This is a genomic window from Nocardiopsis akebiae (assembly GCF_018316795.1).
GTDB classification, from domain to species: Bacteria; Actinomycetota; Actinomycetes; order Streptosporangiales; family Streptosporangiaceae; genus Nocardiopsis; species Nocardiopsis dassonvillei.
Map to the genome: position 1 here is coordinate 5462536 of NZ_CP074132.1, position 24869 is coordinate 5487404.

The window sequence follows — 24869 nt, forward strand, 5'->3', positions numbered from 1 at the left end:
TCGGGTGCGGGAGCGTACGGCGGCTAGGAGATTCCGAATTCCTTGCCGATGAGCTCGATGAGCTCGTCATCCTTCGCGCCTTCCAGTTCCTCGGTACCGTCCGTCGTCGCCCTCCGGCCTTCGGTGAGCGTGTACAGCAGATCGCGGAGTCCCGCCACCACGGCCTCGCGTTCGGCGCTGCGCAGATCCGTGGCCCGCACCGCCGATCGGAGCCGGTCCAGCGCGGTGGCCGGGTCGGCGGTGCCGCCTTCGCCGGAGGAGAGCAGCAGCGAGAGCAGGTGCCGGGCGAGGGCCAGCGGTGTGGGGTGGTCGAAGGCGGCGGTCACCGGTAGTTCCAGGCCCGTCGCCGCGTTCAGGGCGTTGCGCAGGCGCACCGCTCCCAGTGAGGTGCCGCCCGCGTCCAGGAAGCCGCGCCGGACGTCCACCTGCTCCGGCGAGGCGAAGCCGAGCACGGCCGCCACGTGTTCGCGGACCAGTGCGACCACGGCGTCCTCGCGCTCGCGCTCGGACAGCTCCGACAGCGCGGACAGGCTCCCGCGCGGGGAGGCCCCGGTGTCCGCGGGCACCTGCTCCGTACGGTCGTCCGGCGGGGTCGCGGCGGAGCGGGGTGCGGGGTCCAGCCAGTAGTCCCGGTGCTGGAACGGGTACGTGGGCAGCTCGACCACGCGCGGGTTGTAATCCGAGAACACCACCGACCAGTCCGGGGCGGTGCCGCACACCCACACCTCGGAGAGGGCCGCCAGGAACTCACGGGGACCGCTGGCCCTGCCGTGGAACGCGCCGAGGACGGCGGTCTCGCCGCCGTTCGCGCCGGCCGACTCCAGCGTCTGCTGGACGCCGATGGTCAGGACCGGCCGCGGTCCCATCTCGACGAACGTGGTGAACTCGTCCTCCGCCATGGCGCGTACGGCCTCCTCGAACCGCACGGTCTGGCGGATGTTGCGGTACCAGTACTCGGCGTCCATGGTGGTGCCGTCGATCCGGGCACCGTGCACCGTGGAGTACAGCGGGAGCTCCCCCTGCCCCGGCCGGATCCCGGCGAGTGCGGTCAGGAGCTCCGCCCGCAGGGCGTCGACCTGCCGGGAGTGCGCGGCGAAGTCCGCCGCGACTGGGAAGGCGAGGACCCCCTCCGCGGCGCACCACTCGGAGAGCTCCGCGAGCGCACCGTCGTCCCCTGCGACCACGACCGCGCTCGGTCCGTTGTGGGCGGCCACGTCCAGTCTGCCGCTCCAGCGCTCCAGTGATGGGGGCTGCTGTCCGGGGCGCAGCTGCAGCGCCAGCATTCCGCCGCTCCCCACCAGGGGCAGGACGAGTCTGCTCCGGAGGGCCACCACCGCGGCGGCGTCCTCGAGGGTCAGGACACCCGCGACGTGCGCGGCGGCGATCTCCCCCTGCGAGTGGCCGACCACGGCGGACGGCTCGACGCCGTGGGACCGCCACAGCCGGGCGAGCGAGACCATGACCGTGAACAGCAGCGGCTGGGCCACGTCGGGACGGCCGGTGTCGGGAGCGCCGGGACCGCCGCGCAGCGCCGCCGTCACCGACCAGTCGAGGTAGGGCGAGAGCGCCTTCTCGCACTCGTGGACGGCCTCGGCGAACCGCGGTTGCGCGTCGATGAGGGCGCCCAGGTCCAGTTCCGCGTCGAGGGCCCCCTGCCCCGGGAAGACGAACGCGGTGCGGGGCTCGGCCACGGAGCGGCCGCGGATCACGCCCGGTGCCGGTCTCACGTCGGCGAAGGCGTCCAGCGCCTCCAGGGCCTCGGCCCGGTCGCCGGCCAGGAGGACCGCCCGCTGGGGGAACCCGGACCGTGCGGTGGCCAGCGACCAGCCCACGTCCTCGGCCGCGGTCTCGGGGGACAGGCGCAGCTGGTCGGCGAGCCGGGCCGCCTGTTGGCGCAGCGCGGCCTCGGTGCGGGCGGACAGCACCCACGGGACGGGGCCCGCGGCTCCCGCCGGACGCGGTTGCGGCCCGGCGTCGTCGGGAGCCTGTTCGAGGACCAGGTGCGCGTTGGTACCGCTCATCCCGAACGACGAGACCCCGACGCGCCGCGGCCTGCCGGTCTCGGGCCAGGGCCTGGCCTCGGTCAGCAGCCGGACACCGCTCCCGGCCCACTCCACCAGCGGCGAGGGCTCGTCCGCGTGCAGGGTCCGGGGCAGGACGCCGTGGCGCAGCGCCATGACGGACTTGATCACGCCCCCGACTCCGGCGGCCGACTGCGCGTGGCCGATGTTGGACTTGAGCGAACCCAGCCAGAGGGGGCGGTCCTCGGGGCGGCCCCGGCCGTAGGCGGCGATGAGCGCCTGCGCCTCGATCGGGTCGCCCAGCCGGGTGCCGGTGCCGTGCGCCTCCACCATGTCTATGTCGCCCGGGGTGAGGCCCGCCTCCTCCAGGGCCCGTGCGATGACACGCTGCTGCGACGGTCCGTTCGGGGCCATGATCCCGTTCGAGACCCCGTCCTGGTTGACGGCGCTGCCGCGCACGACCGCCAGGACCGTGTGCCCGTTGCGTCGGGCGTCGGAGAGCCGCTCCAGCAGGATCATGCCCACGCCCTCGGCCCAGCCGGTGCCGTCGGCGTCCGCGGAGAAGGCCTTGCAGCGGCCGTCGGGGGCCAGGCCCCCCTGCCTGGAGAACTCGGTGAACAGTCCGGGGGAGGCCATGACGCAGCTGCCCCCGGCCAGGGCCAACGAGCACTCCCCGCCGCGCAGGCTCCGGACCGCCTGGTGCAGCGCCACCAGCGAGGACGAGCACGCCGTGTCCACGGTGACCGCGGGACCGGTCAGGCCCAGGGTGTAGGACACCCGGCCGGAGGCGACGCTGGGTGAGGATCCGGTGAGCGCGAAGCCGTCGGAGGAGGCGTCCAGCAGCCGGGGCCCGTACTCCTGGGCCATGGTGCCCACGAACACACCGGTCTCGGAGCCGGCCAGCGACTCCGGGGCGATCCCGGCCCGCTCGACCGCCTCCCAGGCGGTCTCCAGCAGGAGCCGCTGCTGCGGGTCGGTCGCCACCGCCTCACGCGGGGAGACCCCGAAGAACTCGGCGTCGAAGGCGGCCGGGCGGTCGAGGAACCCGCCCTGACCGGTCGCCGAACGCGGCTCCCCCGACCGACCGACGAGGAGTTCCTCCAGGTCCCAGCCGCGGTCGGCGGGGAAGGGGCGCACCGCGTCGCGTCCCCGCGAGACGATGTCCCACAACCCCTCGGGAGTGTCGGCTCCCCCGGGGAAGCGGCACCCCATGCCGACGACGGCGATCGGTTCGGGCCGGGTCGAGCGGTCCAGTTCCTCGCGCAGCCGCGCGTTCTCCTTCATCGCGGCACGGAGCGCCGCGACCAGGCGTGCGTCATCAGTGGTCAACTGCCGTCTCCTGTCCAGCGTGGTGGGGCTCGTGCTGCCCCCGGAGTGCGAGGGTGACGAGTTCGTCCACCTCCATGGTGTCGATGCCGGTGTCCGGGTCTCCGGCTCCGTCGCCGGACCCGGAGCCGTCCTCCCCGGCCGCGGCCGCGTCCCGGTCCGGGGACTCGGGGAACAGCAGCAGCAGGAGGAACGCGGCCAGGGCGCGCGGGGTGGGGTGGTCGAAGACCGCGGTGGCCGGGATCCGCACACCTGTCGAGGCGCTGAGCCGGTTGCGCAGTTCCACACCCGTGAGCGAGTCCAGCCCCAGGTCGGTGAAGGGCCGGTCGGCGCCCACCCGCGAGGTCCTGACGTCGGGGCCGTGGCCCAGGACCACGGCGGTGTGCGCGCGGACCTCGGTGAGCAGCGCCCGCTCGCGCTCGGGCCCGGACAGCGCGGAGAACCGCTCGGCGGCGTCCTTCGCCCCCCTCTCGTCCCTGGGTGCGCGCGCACCCTCCGGGGACGGCCCGCCCAGCCCCCGGAGCACACCGGTACCGGTGCCGGCGGCGGAGTCGAACAGCGCGGGGACGCCGTGGACCATGTTCCGCAGCAGGGCGGTGTCCAGGTGCCGCAGGGCCTCGTCCTCGGGCATCGGGAGCAGTCCCGTCCGGCCGAGGACACCGAGGTCGGTCCTGTCCAGGTGGCCCGTCATCCCGCTGGCCCCGGCCCACAGGCCCCACGCCAGGGAGGTGGCGGGCAGGCCGTGCTCCCGGCGGTGGTGGGCCAGTACGTCGCAGAAGACGTTGGCCGCGGCGTAGTTGGCCTGCCCGGCGGTGCCCAGGGTCCCGGCCACCGACGAGAACAGCACGAACGCGCCCAGGTCGGCCTCCGCGGTCAGCTCGTGCAGGTTCCACGCGGCGTCGACCTTGGGGCGCAGCACCCTGTCGACCTGTTCGCCGGTGAGCGAGGTGACGGTGGCGTCGTCGAGGACGCCGGCGGTGTGCACCACCGCGCCGAGCGGGCGGTCCGCCGGGAGCCCGTCCAGGACCCGCTCCAGGTCCTTCCTGTCCGCGGCGTCGCAGGCGGCCACGCTCACCCGGGCCCCGAGTGCCTCCAGTTCGGCCGTGCGCGCCTCCTGGCCCCGCGCCTCGGGGCCGCTCCGGCTGACGAGCAGCAGGTCGCGCACCCCGTAACCGGCGACCAGGTGGCGTGCCACCCGGTGCCCCAGGCTGCCGGTGCCGCCGGTGACCAGCGTGGTGCGCTCCTGCGGGAAGGGCGCCGGAACGGTCAGGACGAGTTTGCCGACGGTCTCGCCCCGTTGGAGGCCGCGGAGGGCGTCCTTGGCGTCGCGGAGGTCGTGGACGGTGACCGGAAGGGGTTTGAGCGTGCCGCTGGAGAACAGCTCCAGGACCCGCCCGAGCATCTGGCCGATCCGCTCCGGGGCCACGTCCGTCAGCTTGAACGCCTCGTAGCCGCGCCCGGGGAAGCCCGCGGCGACGTCGCGGACGTCGCGGACGTCGGTCAGCCCCATCTCCACGAGCCTGCCGCCCGGCCCCCCGCCGTCGCCCGGGGAACGCAGGAGCCGCAGGGAGGCGTCCACGAACTTCCCGCTGAGCGAGTTGAGGACCACGTCCATGCCGCGCCCGCCGTTGGCGGCGCGCAGCCGTGCTTCGAACTCCAGGTCGCGGGAGGAGGACAGCCTCTCCTCGTCGAGCCCGTACTCGGCCAGACCGGCCCATTTGCGGGGGCTAGCCGTACCGAACACGCGCGCCCCCATGTGCTGTGCGAGCTGGACGGCCGCCGTTCCCACGCCCCCGGCCGCGGCGTGCACCAGGACGCTCTCCCCCGGGCGTACCGCAGCCAGGTCCACCAGGGCGTAGTAGGCCGTCAGGAAGGCGACCGGCACGGCCGCGGCCTCTTCGAAGGACCATCCGTCGGGGACCCGGGCGAGCCTGCGGGCGTCGGCGACCGCGATCGGGCCGAACGCCCCGTCGAACAGGCCCGCCACGCGGTCGCCCGGGTTCAGGCCCGTCACCTCGGCACCCGTCTCCAGCACGGTCCCGGAGCCCTCCAGGCCCACGCCCCTGTCCCCCTCGACCATGCCGAGCGCCACCACCACGTCCTTGAAGTTGACGCCGGCGGCTCGGACGGCGACGCGCACCTCGTGCGGGCCGAGCTCCTCCCCGGCCTCAGGCGCCGGCAGCAGCTCCAGGTTCTCCAGCGAACCGGGACGGTTGCTGCCCAGACGCCACAGCGCGCCGGGGGGCGTCAACCAGCGGTCGCCCTCGGCCCTGGTCAGCCTGGGCACCAGGACCGCGCCCGCGCGCAGGGCCATCTGCGGTTCACCGAGCTCGACGGCTCCGGGCAGGACGCGGTGGGAGTCCTCGGACCCGTCGGAGTCCACGAGCACCAGGCGCCCCGGGTGCTCCCTCTGGGCGGCCCGCAGCAGACCCCACACCGGCGCCGCGGCGAACCCGCTGAGCCGCGTGCCGGGGCCCGTGGCCACCGCGCGCCAGGTCACCACCACCAGGCGGGAGTGTTCGGTGCGCGGGTCGGTAAGCCAGGTCCGGATGGTCCCCAGGACCGCGTCCAGCCCCTGTCGGACGGACTCGGGCACCGAGGTGTCGCCCTCGGCGTAGACCGCCGCGGCGGGCAGCTCGGTGTAGACCACCGGCGGCACCGCGCCGTCCCGGTCGACGGCGTCCAAACCGGGCAGCCCGGTGGGGACGGAGGGCGTGGAGCCGGGTGCGGCGGCCTTCTCCCACACCAGCTCGTGCAGGGCCGACACCTCGGACGGGTCGCGTTCGGGGAGGGCGTCCCCGTCCAGCACGCGCATGGCCAGCTCGTCCACGGCCACGACCGTGTTCCCGGCCTCGTCGAAGACGCGCACGCGGTAGCGGTCCGCGCCCAGTTCGGTGGCGCGCACGCGCAGGCGTCCGCGCGCGGCCTCCTCGCCGAGGGCGCGCACCCGTACCCCCGACCAGGCGAAGGGGACCGTCAGCGCGTCCTCGCCGCTACCGCCGTACAGCAGGATCGCGTGCAGGGCGGCGTCCGCCAGAGCCGGATGCGGGCCGTGGAAGGGGCCGCCGGTGTAGGGCGCGTCGGGCGGTTCGACCTCGGCCAGGATGTCGCCCCCGCACCGCCACACGCTCCTCAGCCCCTGGAAGAGCGGACCGTAGGCGTAGCCTCGCCGGGCCAGACGGGTGTAGTCGGGTCGAACGGTCACCGGGTCGGCGTCGGCCGGAGGCCAGGACAGGTCCGCCGGGACGGAGCCGTCCGCGTCGGCGGGCCCAATGCCGGGCTCCGGCTCGTCCGCCAGGACGCCGGAGGCGTAGCGGGCCCAGGGCGCGTCCGACGCGGCCCGCGCGGAGCGGGCGTGGACGTGCACCTCGCGCCGCCCCCGGTCGTCACGGGCGCCCACGGTGACCTGGAGCGTGGCTCCCTCGCCGTGCGTCAGCACCAGCGGCGCCTCCAGGACCAGGTCGGCCACGGTGGCGGAGCCGACCCGGTCGGCCGCGTACGCGGCCAGGTCCACCAGCGCCGTGCCGGGCACGACGATCCGGCCGAGGAGGCCGTGGTCGCGTACCCAGGGCTGGCCGTCGGTGCCGATGCGCCCCGTGAACACGGTGCGCCCGTCGACCAGCGCCAGACCCTCGTCGAGCAGCGGCTCCGCGGCCTCGTGCGGTTCGGGTACGGCCCCGGCCCGGACGGAGGCGTCCACCCAGTGGCGTTCGCGCTCGAAGGGGTCGTCGGGGACGATGACCGCGGCGCCCTCGTCGGCCACGCCCTCCAGCACCACGTGCGCGTTGGTACCGCTGATCCCGAAGGAGGACACCGCGGCCCGGCGCGGGCGCCCGGTGTCCGGCCACGGTTCCGGTTCGGTGAGCAACCGCACGCCGCCGCCGTCCCAGTCGACCTTGTCCGTGGGCACGTCGGCGTGGAGCGTCCGGGGCAGCCGCCCGTACCGCAGCGCCTCCACCATCTTGATCACCCCGGCCACGCCGGCGGCGGCCTGGGCATGGCCGATGTTGGACTTGAGCGAGCCCAGCCGCAGGTCCTCCGCGGAGCCCTCGCGCGCCCGGCCGTACACCGAGATCAGCGCCTTGGCCTCGATCGGGTCGCCCAGCCGGGTGCCCGTGCCGTGCGCCTCGACGGCGTCGACCTCGCCGGGCTCCACCCCGGCCGAGGCCAGGGCCTGACGGATCACCCGTTCCTGGGCGTCGGGGTTGGGCGCGGTCAGCCCGTTGCTGGCTCCGTCGGAGTTGACCGCGCTGCCCTTGACCAGCGCCAGGACCGGGCGCCCGGCGCGGCGGGCGCGTGAGGCGCGCTCCAGCAGGAGCACGCCCGCGCCCTCGGCCCAGGCGGTGCCGTCGGCCTCGGCCCCGAAGGCCCGGCATCGGCCTTCCGGCGACAGCCCGCGCTGGGCGGAGAACTCCAGGAACATGCCGGGGGTGGCCATGACGGTGGCTCCCCCGGCGAGGGCCATCTCGCACTCGCCCCTGCGGACCGCCTCGGCCGCCTGGTGCAGGGCCACGAGCGAGGACGAGCAGGCGGTGTCGATGGTCAGCGCCGGCCCGCGCAGGCCGAGGACGTAGGCGACGCGGCCCGAGGCCACGCTCAGGGTGCTGCCGGTGAGCCGGTACCCCCCGTCGTCGCCCGCGCTCGGGTCGGCCAGGCGCGGCCCGTAGTCGGTGGGCATGGCGCCGACGAACACGCCGACCTGGCGTCCGCGCAGGTCGTCCGTGCTCATCCCGGCACGCCGGATCGCCTCCCAGGAGGTCTCCAACAGCAGTCGCTGCTGGGGGTCCATGGCGTCGGCCTCGCGGGGGCTGATCCCGAAGAAGCCGGCGTCGAACAGGTCTGCGTCGTACAGGAACCCGCCCGAGCGCGCGTAGGTGCGTCCGGGGGTGCCGGGCTCGGGGTCGTACAGGTTCTCCAGGTCCCAGCCGCGGTTGTCGGGGAAGTCCCCGATGGCGTCCACACCGTCGTCGACGAGCCGCCACAACTGCTCGGGGGAACGCACCCCGCCCGGCAGGCGGCAGGCCATCGCGGTGATGGCGATCGGGTCGTCGTCGGGGGCCGGTGCCGTGACGGCGGGGGCCGCCGCGGGCGCGGGGAGAGCGGTCGCGGGCGGGGCGGAGGGCGGCCCGGCGGCCCCGGGCACCTCCTCCCCCGCCTCCCCGACCAGGAACTCCGCGAGCGCGGAGGGGGTGGGCAGCTCGAACAGGACGGTCTCCTCCAGCGGGACCCCCGTCTCCCGGGACAGCGCCCGTCCGAGCTGGAGCAGCATCATCGAGTCGAAGCCCAGGTCGCGGAAGGCGCGGCGCTCGTCCGAGACCGTCAGGGAGGCCCGCCCGAGCACCCGGGCGGTGTGCCCGCGCACCAGCGCGCGGGTACTCCGGGCGTCACCGCGGGACGCGTCGGGGGACGCGTCGGGTTCGTCGGCCGGCGGCCCTTCGACGGGCGCGGGGGCGTGGGTGCGGGGCCAGTACCGCTGGCGCTGGAACGGGTAGGTCGGCAGGTCGACACGGCTCGCGCCGGTCCCCGCGAACAGGGCCGCCCAGTCGACGCCGACCCCGGCGGTGAACGCCTGCGCCGCCGCGGTCAGCAGTTGCGCCTGGTCACCGGCCCCCCGGCGCAGGGTAGGCAGCACCCTGCCCCGAGCCCCGCGGGCGTCCAGCGTCCGCTCGACGCCGAAGGAGAGCACGGGGTGCGGCCCCACCTCGACGAAGGTGGTGTGGCCGGACTCCACGGCCGCGTCCACCGCGTCGGCGAAGCGGACGGTACCGCGCAGGTTCCCGTACCAGTACGAGGCGTCCGTCCGCGCCTCGGCCCCCTCCAGGGGCTCCCCGGTCACGGTGGAGAGGAACGGCACCCGGGCGGGGCGCGGTTCGACCCCGTCCAGGCACGCGAGCAGCTCCTCGCGGATGCGCTCCACGTGAGAGGAGTGGGAGGCGTAGTCCACGTCGACCAGGGCTCCGTGGACGCCGCGGTCGACGCAGAGCTCGACGGCCCGGCGCACCGCTTCGGGACTTCCGGAGACGACGACCGACTCGGGGCCGTTGACCGCGGCCAGGTGGAGGTCGTCCTCACCCGCGACGAGCTCCCCGGCCCGTTCGGGGGACAACCCCAGCGAGGCCATGCCGCCGCTTCCGGCGAGCGAGGTCAGGGCACGGCTGCGCAGGGCCACGACCTTGGCGGCGTCCTCCAGCGACAGGGCTCCCGCCACACACGCCGCGGCGATCTCCCCCTGGGAGTGCCCGATGACCGCCGCCGGCTCCACGCCCAGCGCCGACCACACCTTGGCCAGGGAGACCATGACCGCCCACAGCACCGGCTGGACGACGTCCACGCGCGCTCCCGAGCCGGTGTAGGCCGGTGCCCCGGGTTCGCCGCGCAGTACCTGGATCAGCGACCAGTCCACGTGGGGGGAGAGGGCACGCTCGCACTCCAGCAGGCGCCGGGTGAACACCTGGGCCAGAAGGCCGTCACCGTCGAGGAGGTCCCGGGCCATCCCCTCCCACTGGCCGCCCTGTCCGGGGAAGACCAGGACGGGCCGTTCCTGCGCCTCGTCGGCGGGAGCGGACGAGGGCGCGACCGACTCCAGCTCCCGCGCGCCGTCACCGGCCGAGGCGAAGACGACCGCGCGGTGCTCGAACACGCTGCGGGTGGTGGCCAGCGACAGGCCCACGTCCTGCACCCGCAGGCCCGGCCGTGACGACACGAAGAAGTGCAGGGAGGATGCCTGGGCGCGCAGGGCCTCCTCGGACCGGGCCGTCAGGATCCACGGGACGGGGTCGATGCCCCCTTCCCCCGTCGCCGGTCCGGGCCGGTCCGCGTGGACCGGCGGGGGCGGACCGAGCACCAGGTGGCAGTTGGTCCCGCCCATACCGAAGGAGGAGACACCCGCCAGCGGAGCGTCCGCGGGCCACGGCTCGCGCCGCAACTGCGGGCTCAGCCGCAGCGCCTCCAGGTCGATGCCGGGGTGGGGCCGGGTGAAGTTGCGTGTGGGCGGGAGCTGTCCGTGGGAGAGGCTGAGCACCGTCTTGACCAGGCCGACGATTCCGGCGGCGCCCTCCAGATGGCCGACGTTGGTCTTGGCCGACCCCACACGCAGCGGCTCCTCACGTCCGTCGGAGAACACCGCGCCGAGCGCGGCGGCCTCGACCGGATCCCCCGCCGGGGTACCCGTGCCGTGCAGTTCCACGTAGCCGACCCGCGCCGGGTCGACCCCCGCCCTGCGGTGGGCGGCGCGCAGGACCCTCTCCTGGCCGGCGGCGTCGGGCCGGGCGAGGTAGGGGGTCCGGCCGGAGTTGTTCACGGCACCGCCGCGCAGGACCGCGTGGACGCGGTCGCCGTCGGCCAGGGCCCGGCCCAGGGGTTTGAGCACGACCACGGCGCCTCCCTCGCCGCGCACGTAGCCGTTGGCGCGCGCGTCGAAGGTGTAGCAGTGCGCGTCCGGCGAGAGCCCGCCGAACCGGGCGACGCTCTCGGTGCTCTCGGGGACGAGGATGAGGTTGACTCCGCCGGCCAGCGCCGTACCGCACTCGCCCCGGCGCAGGCTCTCCATGGCCGCGTGCACGCTGACGAGGGACGACGACTGTCCGCTGTCCACGGTCAGGCTGGGCCCTGACAGCCCGAGTGCGTAGGAGACACGGTTGGCGATCATGCCGCGCTGGGTGCCCGTGAGCGTGTGGTGGGTGGCGCCGCCGCCCACGGCACGCTGTTGCAGGAGGCCGTAGTCGGCGGCGACGGCGCCGGTGAACACACCGGTGTCGGTGCCCCTCAGGGAGTCCGGCGCCATGCGTGCGCGTTCCACGGCCTCCCAGCTCAGCTCCAGCATGAGCCGCTGCTGGGGGTCCATGGCCAGCGCCTCGCGCGGCGAGACCCCGAAGAATCCGGCGTCGAAGTCCTCGGCCCGGTCGAGGTACCCGCCCCAGTAGGGGTCACGCGCGGCGGAGGCGACGCCGAGCCGCTCGGGAGGGGCGGAGATCGCCTCCCGGCCCTCGCACAGCAGCCGCCAGAAAGCCTCCGGAGTCGACGCTCCGGGGAGTCGCAGGGAGAGCCCGACCACCGCGATCGGTTCGTCGGCCCCAGGAGTCGTCCACGCACCCGTCACCATCGTCGTCTCCGATCTCACACCACCGGCCCCCTTGCTCCGCGCGCGGTGTGCCGGAAATCCGCCTACCGGAGATCTTCCGGTGCAAATGCACGGGCCACTGCTGTGTGTTCGTACAGGCCAGGAATGGTCGATTAGCGGTCCGCGCCCCCGTGCGGCCGGGGGAGGCGGAGGTTTCTGTCAGGTCCGGAGGAGAGGAAGGGTACTACCAGAGTTCATCGCGGGTCTCATGATCAGCAGAGGGCTTCGCCCGACACTAACAAATAAGTCCACATACGGACAGTTCGCCCTCGAGAAACAAATGACCCATCACTCACCATGTCACGCTTTCGGACATCAACCCGAAGGATAGTACCCACAGTTCACAGCCGGTGACAACGGAATCTTTATTTCGGACATTGCTTTCTTGAATTCCGGTCCAGCGTGCGACCGAGTGACACCCCCCACAGAAAGCAGCTGAGCCCGGTGTCCGCCGGACACCGGGCTCAGGCCGCTGGGGTACGCACACGTCAGTCGCCGTGGCGTGCGCGCACCTCAGCCACGTACTCCGTGGCCAACTGGGGATCCAGCAGCCACTTACCGTAGTCCGGCGAGTAGTCCCACCCCTGGATCCAGCGGTCGGAGATCTCACGGTACTTCACGGCGGCGGACAGCAGCTCCACCATCTGCGGGGACATGTCCCCCTGGTCCCACCAGGTGGAGCACATCTCGGACCATTGCTGGTTGTAGAGACCGAATTCCCAGAAACGGTCGAAGGCGCCGACCAGAAATCCCTCGTCGAAGGGCTGGTCACCGCGTTCGATGATGGCCTCCAGGTAGGCCTCCGCGCAACGTGTGGAGTTGTTCCAGCTCTGTCCCACGTAGGGGTCCATGGTCACGATGACGTCCGCCATCCCGAGGACGCGTCCGCCGGACGGGAGGACCCCCACGGGGTTGCGCACCTGCGGGGTCAGATCCTCCACCAGCGTGCTGTTCCTGCCGTCGATCAGGACCGCGTCCTTGGCCCGCTCGAAGTACTCGGGAGCGTACCGGCGGAGGAGGTCCTTCATCCGGCGCAGCTGCTCCTCGGGGCCGGGACGGTCGGGCCAGGTGTCCATGGGGCCGCCGCGCTTGTCCACCATGACGAGCGAGTGGCAGGGGCCGTCCTGGCCGAGGATCGGCAGCAGGATGATGTTGCCCGCCTCCGCGGCGGACGCGGCCCAGCTGATGTTCTCGTCCTGGCCCTCGGCAGGCCAGACGTCGTAGACGTGCGCCTGGGCGATCGCACGCGGCCTGGCCCCTGAGAACCTGCTCTCGTCGTAGTCGAAGAGCTGGCCGAGCTCGCCGTGGCCGACCGCCACGATGATCAGGTCGAACATCCGCGAGAAGTAGTCGAGGTCGGTGACCGTGACACCGTGGATCACGACCTTGCCGCCGCGGTCCTCGAAGTACTCCAGCCAGTCGGCCATCTTCACACGCCTGTCGATGGAGACGGCGTAGTCGTTGTTCTCACCCGTCCTGCCGGTGAAGGACATGAGGCTGCCCCCGCCCGGGTACAGGTGCACCGTCTGCTCCCTGATCTGCGGCGACAGGGCGCTCCAGAGGTCGAGGTTGAAGTTTCGCTCGTGCTCCAGGGCGGTGGGGAACGTGAACTGCGAGATCGACGGCCTGCCCGTCCGGATCTCCATCGAGGACTGCCCCGTGATCACCGTGACGTCGTATCCATGGGTGAGGAGCCCATGGGCCAGGTGCAGACCGGCGTGGCCCGCGCCGACGATAAGGATCTTGCGCATTGTCGCTAACTTTCCTGGGGAATCTGCGGGGCGGTGGGAAGACCGGCGTCTCCCCGTCCGTCAGGCGACGGGCTCGCTGGCGCGGTTGTGCTCCAACGCGTACCGCAGCAGCGTCTTGAGCACCTCACCCCCGGACAACCGGTTCCGGGCGTCGAAGTCGATGATGGGTACCTCAGGACTGACCTCCAGCGCCTCGCGGACCTGCTCGGAGGTGTAGTCGAGGCGGCCCTCGAACTTGTTCAGCGCCACGATGTAGGGGATGCGTTTGTTCGTCTCGAAGTAGTCGACCGCGTCGAAGGAGTCCGCGAGCCTCCGGCAGTCGACCACGACGACGGCGCCCACCGCGCCCCGGACCAGATCGTCCCACATGAACCAGAAACGCGCCTGGCCCGGTGTGCCGAACATGTACATGACCAGTTCGTCGTCGATGGTGATGCGACCGAAGTCCATCGCGACGGTGGTGGTCGTCTTGTCGGGTGTGATCGAGGTGTCGTCATGACCGATGCTGGCCTCGGTCATGATCGCCTCGGTCGTGACAGGGGGAATCTCCGACACCGAGCGCACCAAGGTCGTCTTGCCGGCGCCGAAGCCCCCGGCGATGACGATCTTGCTCGACATCTTCTTGCGATTCGACCTCTTGTCACTGGAAAAGTCGTTCGAGACCACGAAGAGCCCTCTCCAGAACCTGGTTTTCCGATGGACTGCTGCCGGTGATGGTCGGGTGGATGTACACCAGGTCCTGTTCGGCCAGGTCGCTGACCAGAACCTGGGTGACGCCCAGGGGGATGTTCAACTCGGCCGAGACCTCGGCCAGCGACCGGGTCTCCCGGCACAGCTTGTAGATACTGATCGACTCCGGCATGAGGGTGCCAGGAGGTTCCTGCCCGGGCTCGGACGTCGAGACCAGGGTCTGCACCATCAGCGGATGCCGCGACCGTGTCCGCCCACCCGTGAAGGTGAACGGACGGACACGGTTACTCCTTCGCCTGCGGAAGCTCATAGCCGAGGCAACCTCTCCTCCCGAACGGGCACCGTCGTCAGTTCTGGATGACCTCGCGCAGCTGCGAGCGCAGCTGCGGCGTGAGCACGTGGGCGACGTTCTCCACGAGCTTGGTCATCTGGAAGCCGACGATCTTGAGCTCGGTGCCCGGGGCGGTGAGCACCGCCATGCAGGAGCCGTCGCTGATCGCCATGATGAACAGGTGGCCGTGGTTGAAGCGGACCAGCAGCTGTTCGCACTCGCCCCTCTGGAAGAGGTTGGCGCCGCCGACGGCGAGGCTGTGCAGACCGCTGGCGATGGCCGCGAGCTGCTCGGCGTGCTCCTCGGGGAAGTCGCTGGAGTGCGTCAGGACCAGACCGTCGGAGGAGACGACGACGGCGTGCTCGACACCGCGCACGTCGCGGACGAAGCGGTCGATGAGCCAGGAGAAGTTCTCAACACTGTCGTTCACGGATTCAGTCATCGCTGTGCCTTACCTGCCTGGGCCGAGGGTCGTGTTCGCTGCTGTGGTGTCTGCGGGGGCACGCCGGGAGGGGCGCCCTGGACGGGGTCGGGAGCCGTCACTTCTTGTCGTCCTTGGGCTCGTCGCCGCCCTCGCGGGCCTCGCGCTCGCCGTCGAAGAAGTCGCCGAGCTCGTCGCGGATCTGCTCGGCCCGGGCGTCGCCGGTGAGCTTGGGCGGGGTGTCCTCGCGGGTCTGGGGCGGGGTGTCCGGCTTCTGTGCGGGTCGGGGCATCATCCGCAGGGGCGACCCGTGCGGGGTGGCGCTGCGCCGGGGCAGCCCGGCGGAGGTCACCGAGGAACCGCTCGCCGCGGAGGACTTGCCCGTGCCGTTGGCGGCGGGTCGGGCGGGAGCCGGGGCGGGCGTGACCGGCTTGGCGGCCGGGGCGGGCTTGGCCGGCGGTGCGCTGGTCGGGACGGTCGAGGTGCGGGCCTGTCCGGGGGTTCGCGGCGTGGCCACGCGCAGCAGCTCCTTGGGGATGATCGCGTAGGCGCTCACCCCGCGGAAGGATCGGGGTTCGAGCCTGGCCTCCAGCCCGTGCTTCTTGGCGATCCGGCTGGCGACGTACAGGCCCATGTGGCGGGGCACGTCGGCGTCCAGGACGGGTTCGCCCGCGAGACGGTCGTTGAGTTCGGCGAGCTGTCCCGCGGGGATGCCCACGCCCTCGTCCTCGACGACGATCATGAGGCGCCCGTCCGCCATCTCCTGGGCGCTGATGACGACCTGGGAGTGCTCGGGCGAGTTGGCGGTGGCGTTGTCCAGCAGTTCGGCGAGCAGGTGGCTGATGTCGTCGGCCGCCATACCGGTGATGGAGGTCTGCGGGATCTTGCCCATCCGGACGCGGGGGTAGTCCTTGATCTCGGAGGTGGCGGCGCGGGCCACGTCGAGGAGGGGGACGATCTCGTCGTGGGCGTCGGACTCGCCGCCGTCATGCCCGGTGAGCACCAAGAAGTTTTCCCCGTTGCGCCGCATACGGGTCGCGAAGTTGTCGATCTGGAAGAGCTTGTCGAGCAGGTCGGGGTCCTGGGCGTCGGTCTCCAGCTCCTCGACCATCTCCAGCAGAGCGTCCACGAGCGACAGGTCGCGCATGGCCAGACCCGCGAGGGCCTCGTTGAGGAGGCTGTTGCCGTCGTCCGAGGGCGCGGGGGCGGCCGCGGCCGGGGCGATCGCTTCCATTAGGGCGGCTCTGCGCTCGGTCAGCGTCCCGGCCGGGGGCTCGGGGGCCGCTTCGGCGGGCTCCGCGGCGGCCTCGGGCCGGGCCTCGCGCTCCTGTTCCCTCTCCGGCTGCTCCTTGGCCGCGTCCGTGTCGGAGCCCGCGCGCGTCAGGGCCCGGTCCTCGCGCTCGGCGGAGTCGGTCCGGGGCTCGGCCTGTTCGGCGAAGAGCGCGCCGGCCGACTCGGCGCTGATCACCTGCGGCTGCTGTCCGGCGGTGAGCACGATGATGTGCTGGACCGGCTGGCCGTAGGGGTTGTACTGGCCCGGGTAGAACATCGGCTGGCCGTGCATGACGTAGCCGGGGGGCTGGAAGGGCGCCGGGTAGGCGCTCTGGTAGGTGACCAGCGGCTGGTGCGGGTACTGCGCCGGGTAGTGCGCGGGCTGAGCGGGGTAGGGGTGCTGGCCCTGCGGCTGGGGCGCGTAGCCGCCGTGCTGCTGCGGCGCGGCGGGGTAGGGCGCCGGGGCGGACTGCGGGTGCGGCGGGTAGGGGTGGTGGGGCTCCTGCCCGGCCGGGGGGTAGGGGCCGTACTGCGCACCGGGGGCCGCCTGGTAGGGCGCGGGGGGCGCGTAGGGGTCGTGGCCGACCGGACCGGGGGCCGGCTGCTGGGCGTATCCGTGCTGGCCCTGCACCTGCGGGGGCGCGGGGCGCTCCCCCGGCACCTGGTAGGGCTGGGGCGCGGGCCCGGCCCACGCCTGGGGAGGCTGCTGGTGGGCCTCGGCGGGCGGGACGGCCTGCGGTGCGGCGGCCTGGGGCTGCTCCGGCTGGCGGTGGTCGTCAGCGTGCGGCGGCTCGGGGCGACGGTGGTCGTCGGCCTGCGGCGGGTCCTGCCGGTGGGCGTCCGCCTGCTCGGACCGGGGCGAGTGGCCCTGCTCCTCGGGGAGCCGCGACCGGCCGTGCGGGGCCTCGGCCCGCTGCGGCGCCGCCTGCTCGGGCCGCGGGACCGGCTGCGGCGCGGTGTCCGCGGGCGCCGCCTGCGTCTGCGCCGCGGGGGCCTGGGGCCGCTCCGCGCGCTCTGTCGGTGAGGAGGTCTCAGTCATGGTGTCCGTGGTGGCCGTGATGGGTGGGGTGCGCGGCTCGGGCTCGTCCAGACCCACGCCGCGCCACTGGTTGACCGGGGATGCCCCGGTGTCCACGTCGTCGACGTTCACCCGACGGGTGGTGTACGGGTTGGGGACGCTGGTCCTGGAGGAGGGCCGGTACCCGTTCTCGGCGGAGCCGGAGAAGGGGCCGGTCGCGGGGGGCGCGGCGTCGCCGCGCTCCGTCGCGCCCGACTCGGGAGCGGTCCCGCCCGTGGGCTGGACGCCGTCCCGGTCCGACGTGCGGCCGGAATTCTGCGAGTGCGGATGCACGGGATGATGCACGGGATTTCCTTGCTGGGTCTCCGGTGAGGGGGGTTCCTGGGCTCTGACCATACGGGAGATGGCCCGTCGGAACCGTCCCTCTCGCCTGGCTCCTTGCCCGTCCTCCGCTGACGTCATCGACCCGCCCCCGCGCGGGTACGGGGCGGGGCTGTCTCGCGGCGACGGCGCCTCTGCCACAATCTCGTCTCCTCGCGTCGGTGGGGCTGGATCGGCGGCGGCGCCGCTCCACCGCCCTGCCCGGGGAGGTGGCCGCCCCGGGGTTCCGCTCGGAACCCCCGTGACAGCCGGGTGCCCCGTGCGCCGGAAGAAGGCCTCGGCCGGGGCGCCCCCGCCCGAGCGGGGACCAGACGGGTGCGACACCCCATCCGGAGACAAGTATCCATGCCCCGCACAATTCCTGTACTTCCACCGAGAACCGTCGTTCGGTTCGCCAGACTAACAAAGGTCGACAGCCTTGGCAGACGAATCATGGAAGGATCACAAAAGCACCCGGAACAACACCTCTGACGTGCACAAACGCCGCCCGGCGTCCGGTGTGGCCCCAGATGTTTTTGTGAGATTTATGGACACGTGTCTGTTTCCGGACAGGTGTCAGTAACCGGTCCGCCGCACCGGCGGACCCGTGATCCGGAACCACGCGCACCCGCCCTGAACAGCGCGGACGCGCGGCTCCGCGAACGGCCGCCGAGCCGGGACGACCCTCGGGCCGCACCGGCGGGAAGCCCCGTCGCACGGGGGCCGCGTCGGCCCGCCGCCGCGGGGCACCGCGGCGGCGCGGGGGCGCGGGGTCCCGGCACGCGGACGGCCCGGGTGCGCGGGTCCACGGGGAGCGGGGGTCATGGCTCTCCTGTCGATTCCTCTTCCCCCCCGCCCGCGCGCCGTTCACGGAATCGCTCCGAGAACGGCTCCGGACGAGGGGCGACGCGCCTCGCGGGTCGTCCGGCGCCGGAGCGGGGCACAACCGGGGGAACGCGAAGCGCGGAAACGTTTTCCGCGCCTTCGGGGAGGAAGGCCGGGGCGGTCCTTCCGAAGGCGTTGGCGCCGGAAACGGGCGGTGTTCGGACACCGTCCTCCCGACGTACAGGAGACTACCTTCCCCTGACGCGAATGCACATCAAGGGTCATGATTCCGGCATAAAAGAGAGAGTAGGCACAGAAGAGGCGGGGCCGCACGGCCCCGCCCCCGGATTCGGCCCGGTCCCCCGGGCCCGCCTCCTACCCGGCCGTCTCCAGGCCGCCCTGCATCAGCGACAGGATGATGTGGTTGTCCCGGTAGATCTGGTTCTGGGCGGCGGGGTGGTCCTCGGGGAAGGACTCCACCCGCGCGCCCTCCAGGGCCGGGGCCAGGTACTTGTAGGTCCAGATCGGAATGCGCGGCAGCAGCTCGTTGAAGACGATCGCCATCGTCTTGAGGGCCTCGGTCTGCTCCTCCTCGGTCTGCGCGGTCTTGGCGGCCTCGACCAGCGCCTCCAGGTCCACCTCGCCCTGGCTGGGGCTGTCCACCTTCAGGTCGAAGTCCTGCCCCGGGGTCTCGCCGGTGCGGGCGTTCTCCACCAGGAAGTTCATCTGGAAGGCTCCCCAGTACTGCGGGATCTCCGGGTTGCCCCAGTGGCGGACGGCCACCTCGAAGTCACCTGCGGCCCAGATGCCCCAGGGGTTGTCCGCGGGCACGTTGCGCGCGGTCGTCTTGATCCCGAAGGCGTTCCAGGCCTCCTCCACCTGAGTGGCGGTCAGCTCGAAGTCGCCCCAGCCGGCGACGCCGATGATCTCGTAGCTGGCCTCCCGGCCCTCGGCGGTGTGCCAGACCCCGTTCTCCTTGGTCCAGCCCGCCTCCTCCAGCAGTTCGGTGGCCCGGTCCGGGTCGTGGTCGTAGGCGGCGAACTCCGCGAGCTCCTCGGGGGTGAAGATCTGCTCGGTCTGGAGGTCGACCAGGCCGGAGTAGTACCGCACCCCGTCGTAGGCCTCGCCCCGCGCCACCTGGCCGATCTGGTCGCCGTCGAGCAGGTGCTTGAGCGCCTTGCGCACCCGCATGTCCTTGAGCTCGGGCTTGGCCGCGTAGTTGAACATCAGCCCGCAGCCGTCGTAGCCGGGGTGCTCGATCCACCGGAACCCCTCGACACCGCGGAACGCCTGCTGGTCCGCGGCGGAGGTAGCCAGGGTCGAGTAGTCGACCTCGCCCTGCTGGATGAGCAGGGAGGCCTGGCGGTTGTCGCCCTTGTGGACGACCACCTCCTCGAAGTTCACCTCCTCGCCCTGGTAGCCGGTGCTCTCGCGCACCAGGGTGATCCGCGCGTCGGACATCTGCGCCCGGTCGAAGGTGTAGGGGCCGCTGGTGATGATCTCCTCGGGGTTGAACTCGATGAACTCGGCGTTGAACTCGGTGTGCTCGTCGTCGCCCTGGCGCACTCCGTCGGCCACCATCGCGATCGCGCGCTCCCCGAAGTCGCCGTAGGTCGACTTGGAGAAGATCCGGTGCTTGACGACCTGGAGCTCGATGCCGGGGAAGGGGTTGTCGAAGCGCGCCCGGACGCTGAGGTCGTCCAGACGCTCCAGTTCGGTGATCTGCGGGAAGCCCACCGACCAGGCGGGCGCCTCCAGGATCCGGATGGCGTAGTTCTGGTGCAGGTCCTCGGCGGTCAGGTCGGTGCCGTCGCTCCACTTCAGGCCCGGGCGCAGGGTGACGACGAGGTCGTCGCCCTCCCAGGCGCTGTTCTCCAGGAGCAGGTAGTCCCACTCGTGGGTCTCCCAGTTGTAGAACGCGCCCGCGGGCAGGAAGAGGTCGGCGTACACGGAGTTCATCAGCAGCGCGCCGTCCTCCACGGCCACGTTGCGCGTCTGGGCCGCCAGGTCGAAGTCGAAGACGCCCGTGAACTGCGTGGCGCCGCCCTCGGCGTTGTCGCCGCCCGCGCAGGAGGACAGCACGCCGGCGCCGGCGACGCCCGCCGCGCCGAAGCCGATCGTCCGGAGCAGGCGCCTGCGGCTCAGGTCCCGCATCAGGGGGTGGGGGGTGGGAGGGGTCATCGGTGCTTCCTTTCGAGTAGGACGGCGAGCAGACCGAGGGAGAGCACGACCAGGCCGATCACGACGGTGAGGGCGCTGATGACGAACTCGGCTGTGCCGGGGGGTGCGAGGACGAGCATGAGTGCGCTGGTCAGGGCGAGGAAGGTTCCGGAGAGGAGTCCGAAGCGGCCGACGACGGCGAGCACGGCCTCACCCCCGGCCGACGACGTGGCAGGCGAGCAGCCGGTCGTGCGCGGGGGCCAGCGGCGGCCGGACGGTGTCGCAGCCGCCCTCCTCGTAGAGGGGGCAGCGCGGGTGGAAGTCGCACCCGGACGGCAGGTCCGTCAGGTCGGGGATCTCGGAGCCGCGCAGCCTGATCCGTTCCCGGCCGTGCGCCAGGTCGGGGTCCGGTTCGCAGACGGCGTCGACGAGCGCCTTGGTGTAGGGGTGGCGGGGGTCGTTGACCACGCGCGGGGTGGGCCCGTGCTCGACGATCCTGCCCAGGTACATGACGGCGATCTCGCCCTCCCAGGCGAAGTACTTGGCCACGGCCAGGTCGTGCGTGATGAACAGGAAGCCCACGCCGAGGTCGTCGCGCAGCGCGCCGAGGGTGTTGAGCAGGCTGACCCGGATGGACACGTCGAGCATCGAGGTGGACTCGTCGGCGATGATCACCTCGGGTTCCATCGCCAGGGCGCGGGCCACGGCCACGCGCTGGCGCTGGCCGCCGGACATCTGGTGCGGGTACTTGTCGAGGTACTCCTCGGCCGGGGTGAGGTCGACCCGTCGCAGGAGTTCGGCGGTGGCCCGGCGGGCCTCGTGCCTGTCCTCGACCAGCCCGTGGCGGCGCAGCCCCGCGGAGACGGTGGAGTAGACGGTGCGCACGGGGTTGAGCGAGGCGTAGGGGTCCTGGTGGATGAACTGGACAGAGCGGCGGAAGCGGCTCCGTTCGCGCCGGTCCATCTCCGCGACGTCCCTGCCCCGGAAGAGCACGGAGCCCCGGACCGGGTCGGCCAGGCCCGCGGCCATGCGGGCGCTGGTGGTCTTGCCGCAGCCGGACTCCCCCACCAGGCACAGCACCCGTCCGGGGCGCACGTCCAGGTCGACCCCCGCGACGGCGGGCACGTCGCCGCGCGGGGTGGAGAAGACCTGGTGCGCGCCGCGCAGACTGAGCACCGGCGGGGCCTCCCCGCCGTCGGCGGCGGTTGCGGCGCCGGGCTCGGGCCGCGGGTCCGCTGAAACGGTCCGGTCAGTCACGGGTGGCCCCCTCTGTGGAGAGTTCGTTCGAACGCAGGCAGGCGGCGGCGTGGCTCAGCCCGTCGGGGCGGTGCGTGAGCACGTCGAGCACGGGCCGGATGGACTCGCACCGCTCGACGGCGTGCTTGCAGCGCGGCGCGAAGGAGCAGCCGGGGGGCAGCGCGGAGAGGCTGGGCGGGCCTCCGGGCAGCGATTCGGGGACCCTGAGGTCGCCGGTGACCGGGGGCACCGAGTTGATCAGCGCCGAGGTGTAGGGGTGCCGGGCGCGGTGGAAGATGTCGCGGGTGGTGCCGGTCTCGATCAGCCGTCCCGCGTACATGGTGCCGACGCGGTCGGCGAGTTCGGCGGCCAGGCCCAGGTCGTGGGTGATGAAGACCATCGCGAAGCGCAGCTCCTCGCGCAGTTCCGCGAGGCGCTCGACGATGGAGCGCTGGGTGAGGATGTCCAGGGCGGTGGTGGGCTCGTCCAGGATGAGCAGCTGCGGGTCCAGGGCCAGGGCGAGAGCGATGAGGGTGCGCTGGCGCATGCCGCCGGAGAGCTCGTGGGGGAAGCTGTCCAGCACCCGGGCGGGGTCGAGCCGGACCATGCGCAGCAGCTCGGCGGAGCGTTCGAGGACCTCGGCGCGCGTACGGCGGCCCCGGTCGTGGGCGCGGAAGGTGTCGAGGAAGTGGTCGCGCACCCGCAGCACGGGGTTGAAGGCGTTCATGGCGCCCTGGAAGACCATGGCCGCCTCGTTCCAGCGGAAACGGCGCAGGTCCTCACGGGCGAGGGTGCGCACGTCGACGAGGCGGCCGTCCTTGCGGCGGAAGAGGACCTCGCCCGCGGACAGGACGCCGGTGCGCGGGAGCAGCCGGAGCAGGCCCAGGCCCAGGGTGGTCTTGCCGCAGCCGGACTCCCCCACCAGGGCCATGGACTGGCCGGGGTGGAGGTCGAAGGAGACGTCGCGTACCGCGGTGACCTGTTTCCTGCGGCCGGTGCGGTAGCCCACGTCCACCCCCCTCACCGACAGGAGGGGCCCCTCGGCGGACGGCGGGGCCGCGGTGCGGTCGGTCATGGCTCACCTGTCCCGGAGTCGTGGGTTGAGGGCCTGCTCCAGGGACCGGGTCATGGTGACCAGCCCGATCTGGAAGAGCATGATCATCACCATCGGGGCGATGAGGAAGGGCGCTGCCTGGGGCAGCAGGAAGGCGTTGTTGTTCCAGGCCTGCTGGATCATCAGGCCCCAGTTGTCGGCGGTGCTGGGCAGCAGGCCGAGCAGGTACATGCCGACCACGGCGTAGATCGCGTTGGTGATGGCGATGATGAAGTTGATGAAGATGTAGCCGGCCATGTTGGGCAGCACCTCGACGAAGAGGATGCGCGCGGTGCCCAGGTCCTGGAGCCGTGCGGCCTCGACGAACTCGCGCTCCCTGAGGGTGAGCACCTGGGCGCGGATGGAGCGCATGAGGTAGGGCCAGGTGACCAGGCCGATGATGAAGGAGACCACCAGCGGCGAGGAGGTGCGGAAGAACGACGCTATGACCAGCATCAGCACGATGAACGGGATGGTCATCGTGATGTCGGTGAGCTGGAGCAGGAAGTGGTCGATCCGTCCCCGCACGTACCCGGCGACGCCGCCGAGGACGACCGCGATGGCCACGGTGATCACGGCGGCGACGAAGCCGACCCAGATGGGTTCGCGTCCGCCCAGCACGAGCTGGGTGAAGGTGTCCTTGCCCTGGTGGTTGGTGCCGAGCCAGTGCTCGGCGGTGATCGGTCCCCAGATCGCGGTGACGTCCGTTGGGTTGTGGTGGTCGATGAGCAGCGGCCCGACGAAGGAGAAGAGCAGGACGCTCAGGACCAGGCAGAGGCCGACGAACCCGCTGGTGCTGCGGGTGAGGCCCTGCCAGATCGTTCCCCAGACCCCGGGGGCTGCGGTGGTGGTGACGGCCATTTCCGGTGGGCTCCTACGTTCGGATGCGCGGGTCGAGGCGGCTGTAGAGGAGGTCGGCGACGAGGTTGGCGACCACCACGCAGGACGTGATGATGATGAGCAGCCCCTGCAGGAGCGGGTAGTCGCGGTAGTTGACGGCGTCCAGGAGCAGGCCGCCGACGCCCTTGTAGACCAGGACCTGTTCGACGAAGATCGCACCGCCGACGAGGGTGCCGAAGGAGATGGCGATCTGGGCGACCAGCGGCAGGACCGCGTTGCGCCCGACGTAGGAGACGGCGATGCGCTGGTCGCGCAGCCCCCGGGCGCGCGCGACGGTCACGTAGTCCTCGCCCAGCACCTCCGTGGTGGAGGCCTTCATGATGAGCATCCAGGTGCCGATGATGGCGAGCACGTAGGTGACGATCGGCAGGGCCGCGTGGTACAGGGCGTCGCCGATGAACTCCGCGTTGAACCCCGTCTGGACGCCGGGGCTGATCGTGCCGCGCAGGTCGATGGGGTCGAACCACCCCAGGTACATGCCTCCGCCGAAGACCAGGGCCATCGCGATGAGGTAGTTGGGGACGGCGCCCAGGACCGAGGCGAGGACGCTGAGCACGTGGTCCAGGAAGCGGTTGCGCCAGTAGGCCATCACCATGCCCAGGGCCAGGCCGAGGACGACGGCGATGACTGTGCCGACGCCGATGCTGAACAGGGTCCAGGGCAGGTAGGCGCCGATGGCCTCCATGACGCTCTGGCCCGGCCGGTTGATGGTCGTGCCCAGGTCGAAGGTGACCAGGCCGACCAGGAAGTCCCACCACTGCTGGTACAGGGGGGCGCCGGGGTCGTATGCCAGCGAGTTCATGGCGATGACCCGGGCCTCCTCCATCGACATGCCGCCCTGCGTGAGGCGTCCGGCCATCACGTCGATCGGGTCGCCGGGCATGGCGCGGCCGAGGAAGAAGGTCACGTTGGCGACGACGAACACCACGACGACGGCCTTGCGGACCTTGACGGCGGCGTAGTGGCGCCAGATCCGCGTCAGCGGGGGCGCGGGCGCGTCGGTGCGGGCCGACGCGCCGCTTCCGGCGCGCGGCGGTGGTGGGGAGGCCGCGATTTCGGTGGCCACGGGGCTCCTTCGGGGGCGCAGGGACTCCGTTTCTATTAGGAAAGTTTCCTAATAGAAAGTTCACGGTAACCCGACCCGTGTGGTCCAGACCACCTTCGTGACCAAACGGCGTCTTCCGAGCGACACGATTGACATCACAAAACGAACAAAAAACGATAAACCGTTACATATGGTTGCCGCGTCGATTGGCCGAACCCGGCCACATGAGCACACTCATGACATTTGTGGGTGTTGTCATCACACGGGCGGTTCGTACGGTTACGTCTCCGAAGTACACGAT

13 protein-coding genes are annotated in these 24869 nt (G+C 72.2%); all 13 read right to left on the reverse strand.

Translation table 11 applies throughout. The features are described from left to right. Positions 1-23: 23 nt before the first annotated feature. The 13 genes from KGD83_RS23305 to KGD83_RS23365 all read right to left on the reverse strand — a co-directional run bounded on the left by KGD83_RS23305 (position 24) and on the right by KGD83_RS23365 (position 24589). The gene (locus tag KGD83_RS23305; RefSeq protein ID WP_212641177.1) at positions 24-3350 is read right to left on the reverse strand and encodes a type I polyketide synthase; all 3327 of its coding nucleotides are present in this window, start codon (positions 3348-3350) and stop codon (positions 24-26) included. Next, complete coding sequence (locus KGD83_RS23310; protein WP_212644572.1) at positions 3340-11448, reverse strand: type I polyketide synthase; 8109 nt, start codon at positions 11446-11448, stop codon at positions 3340-3342. Before KGD83_RS23310 ends, KGD83_RS23305 begins: the two co-directional genes overlap by 11 nt. Positions 11449-11954: 506 nt before the next feature. Beyond that, positions 11955-13217: a styrene monooxygenase/indole monooxygenase family protein gene (locus KGD83_RS23315; protein WP_212641178.1), complete on the reverse strand. Its 1263-nt coding sequence runs from the start codon at positions 13215-13217 to the stop codon at positions 11955-11957. 60 nt (positions 13218-13277) lie between these two features. Further along, on the reverse strand, positions 13278-13835 hold the full coding sequence (locus tag KGD83_RS23320; RefSeq protein ID WP_047869036.1) for a GTP-binding protein: 558 nt from the start codon (positions 13833-13835) through the stop codon (positions 13278-13280). Positions 13836-13857: 22 nt separating this feature from the next. Further along, positions 13858-14217, reverse strand: a complete 360-nt coding sequence (locus KGD83_RS23325) for a DUF742 domain-containing protein (protein ID WP_013151545.1) — start codon at positions 14215-14217, stop codon at positions 13858-13860. Between the two features lie 37 nt (positions 14218-14254). After that, positions 14255-14680: a roadblock/LC7 domain-containing protein gene (locus KGD83_RS23330; protein WP_013151544.1), complete on the reverse strand. Its 426-nt coding sequence runs from the start codon at positions 14678-14680 to the stop codon at positions 14255-14257. A gap of 97 nt (positions 14681-14777) precedes the next feature. Then, positions 14778-17294: an ATP-binding protein gene (locus KGD83_RS23335; protein WP_212641179.1), complete on the reverse strand. Its 2517-nt coding sequence runs from the start codon at positions 17292-17294 to the stop codon at positions 14778-14780. A gap of 1215 nt (positions 17295-18509) precedes the next feature. Continuing rightward, positions 18510-20315, reverse strand: a complete 1806-nt coding sequence (locus KGD83_RS23340; protein WP_212641180.1) for an ABC transporter substrate-binding protein — start codon at positions 20313-20315, stop codon at positions 18510-18512. Continuing rightward, positions 20312-20500: a hypothetical protein gene (locus tag KGD83_RS23345; RefSeq protein ID WP_212641181.1), complete on the reverse strand. Its 189-nt coding sequence runs from the start codon at positions 20498-20500 to the stop codon at positions 20312-20314. The genes KGD83_RS23340 and KGD83_RS23345 overlap by 4 nt, the downstream gene beginning before the upstream one ends. Before the next feature lie 4 nt (positions 20501-20504). Further along, positions 20505-21551 (reverse strand): ABC transporter ATP-binding protein, encoded by a 1047-nt coding sequence (locus tag KGD83_RS23350; RefSeq protein WP_394358082.1) that lies wholly within the window; start codon positions 21549-21551, stop codon positions 20505-20507. Then, complete coding sequence (locus tag KGD83_RS23355; protein WP_212641182.1) at positions 21544-22605, reverse strand: ABC transporter ATP-binding protein; 1062 nt, start codon at positions 22603-22605, stop codon at positions 21544-21546. Before KGD83_RS23355 ends, KGD83_RS23350 begins: the two co-directional genes overlap by 8 nt. A 3-nt stretch (positions 22606-22608) precedes the next feature. After that, positions 22609-23484: an ABC transporter permease gene (locus KGD83_RS23360; protein ID WP_013151537.1), complete on the reverse strand. Its 876-nt coding sequence runs from the start codon at positions 23482-23484 to the stop codon at positions 22609-22611. A 13-nt stretch (positions 23485-23497) separates the two neighbouring features. Next, complete coding sequence (locus tag KGD83_RS23365) at positions 23498-24589, reverse strand: ABC transporter permease (protein ID WP_212641183.1); 1092 nt, start codon at positions 24587-24589, stop codon at positions 23498-23500. Between the last annotated feature and the right edge of the window lie 280 nt (positions 24590-24869).

Excerpts from the sequence above, each read along its gene's own strand:
- KGD83_RS23310 (WP_212644572.1), bottom strand. The coding sequence starts at position 11,448 with ATGGTGACGGGTGCGTGGACGACTCCTGGGGCCGACGAACCGATCGCG.
- KGD83_RS23315 (WP_212641178.1), bottom strand. The coding sequence starts at position 13,217 with ATGCGCAAGATCCTTATCGTCGGCGCGGGCCACGCCGGTCTGCACCTG.
- KGD83_RS23320 (WP_047869036.1), bottom strand. The coding sequence starts at position 13,835 with ATGTCGAGCAAGATCGTCATCGCCGGGGGCTTCGGCGCCGGCAAGACG.
- KGD83_RS23325 (WP_013151545.1), bottom strand. The coding sequence starts at position 14,217 with ATGAGCTTCCGCAGGCGAAGGAGTAACCGTGTCCGTCCGTTCACCTTC.
- KGD83_RS23330 (WP_013151544.1), bottom strand. The coding sequence starts at position 14,680 with ATGACTGAATCCGTGAACGACAGTGTTGAGAACTTCTCCTGGCTCATC.
- KGD83_RS23340 (WP_212641180.1), bottom strand. The coding sequence starts at position 20,315 with ATGACCCCTCCCACCCCCCACCCCCTGATGCGGGACCTGAGCCGCAGG.
- KGD83_RS23355 (WP_212641182.1), bottom strand. The coding sequence starts at position 22,605 with ATGACCGACCGCACCGCGGCCCCGCCGTCCGCCGAGGGGCCCCTCCTG.
- KGD83_RS23360 (WP_013151537.1), bottom strand. The coding sequence starts at position 23,484 with ATGGCCGTCACCACCACCGCAGCCCCCGGGGTCTGGGGAACGATCTGG.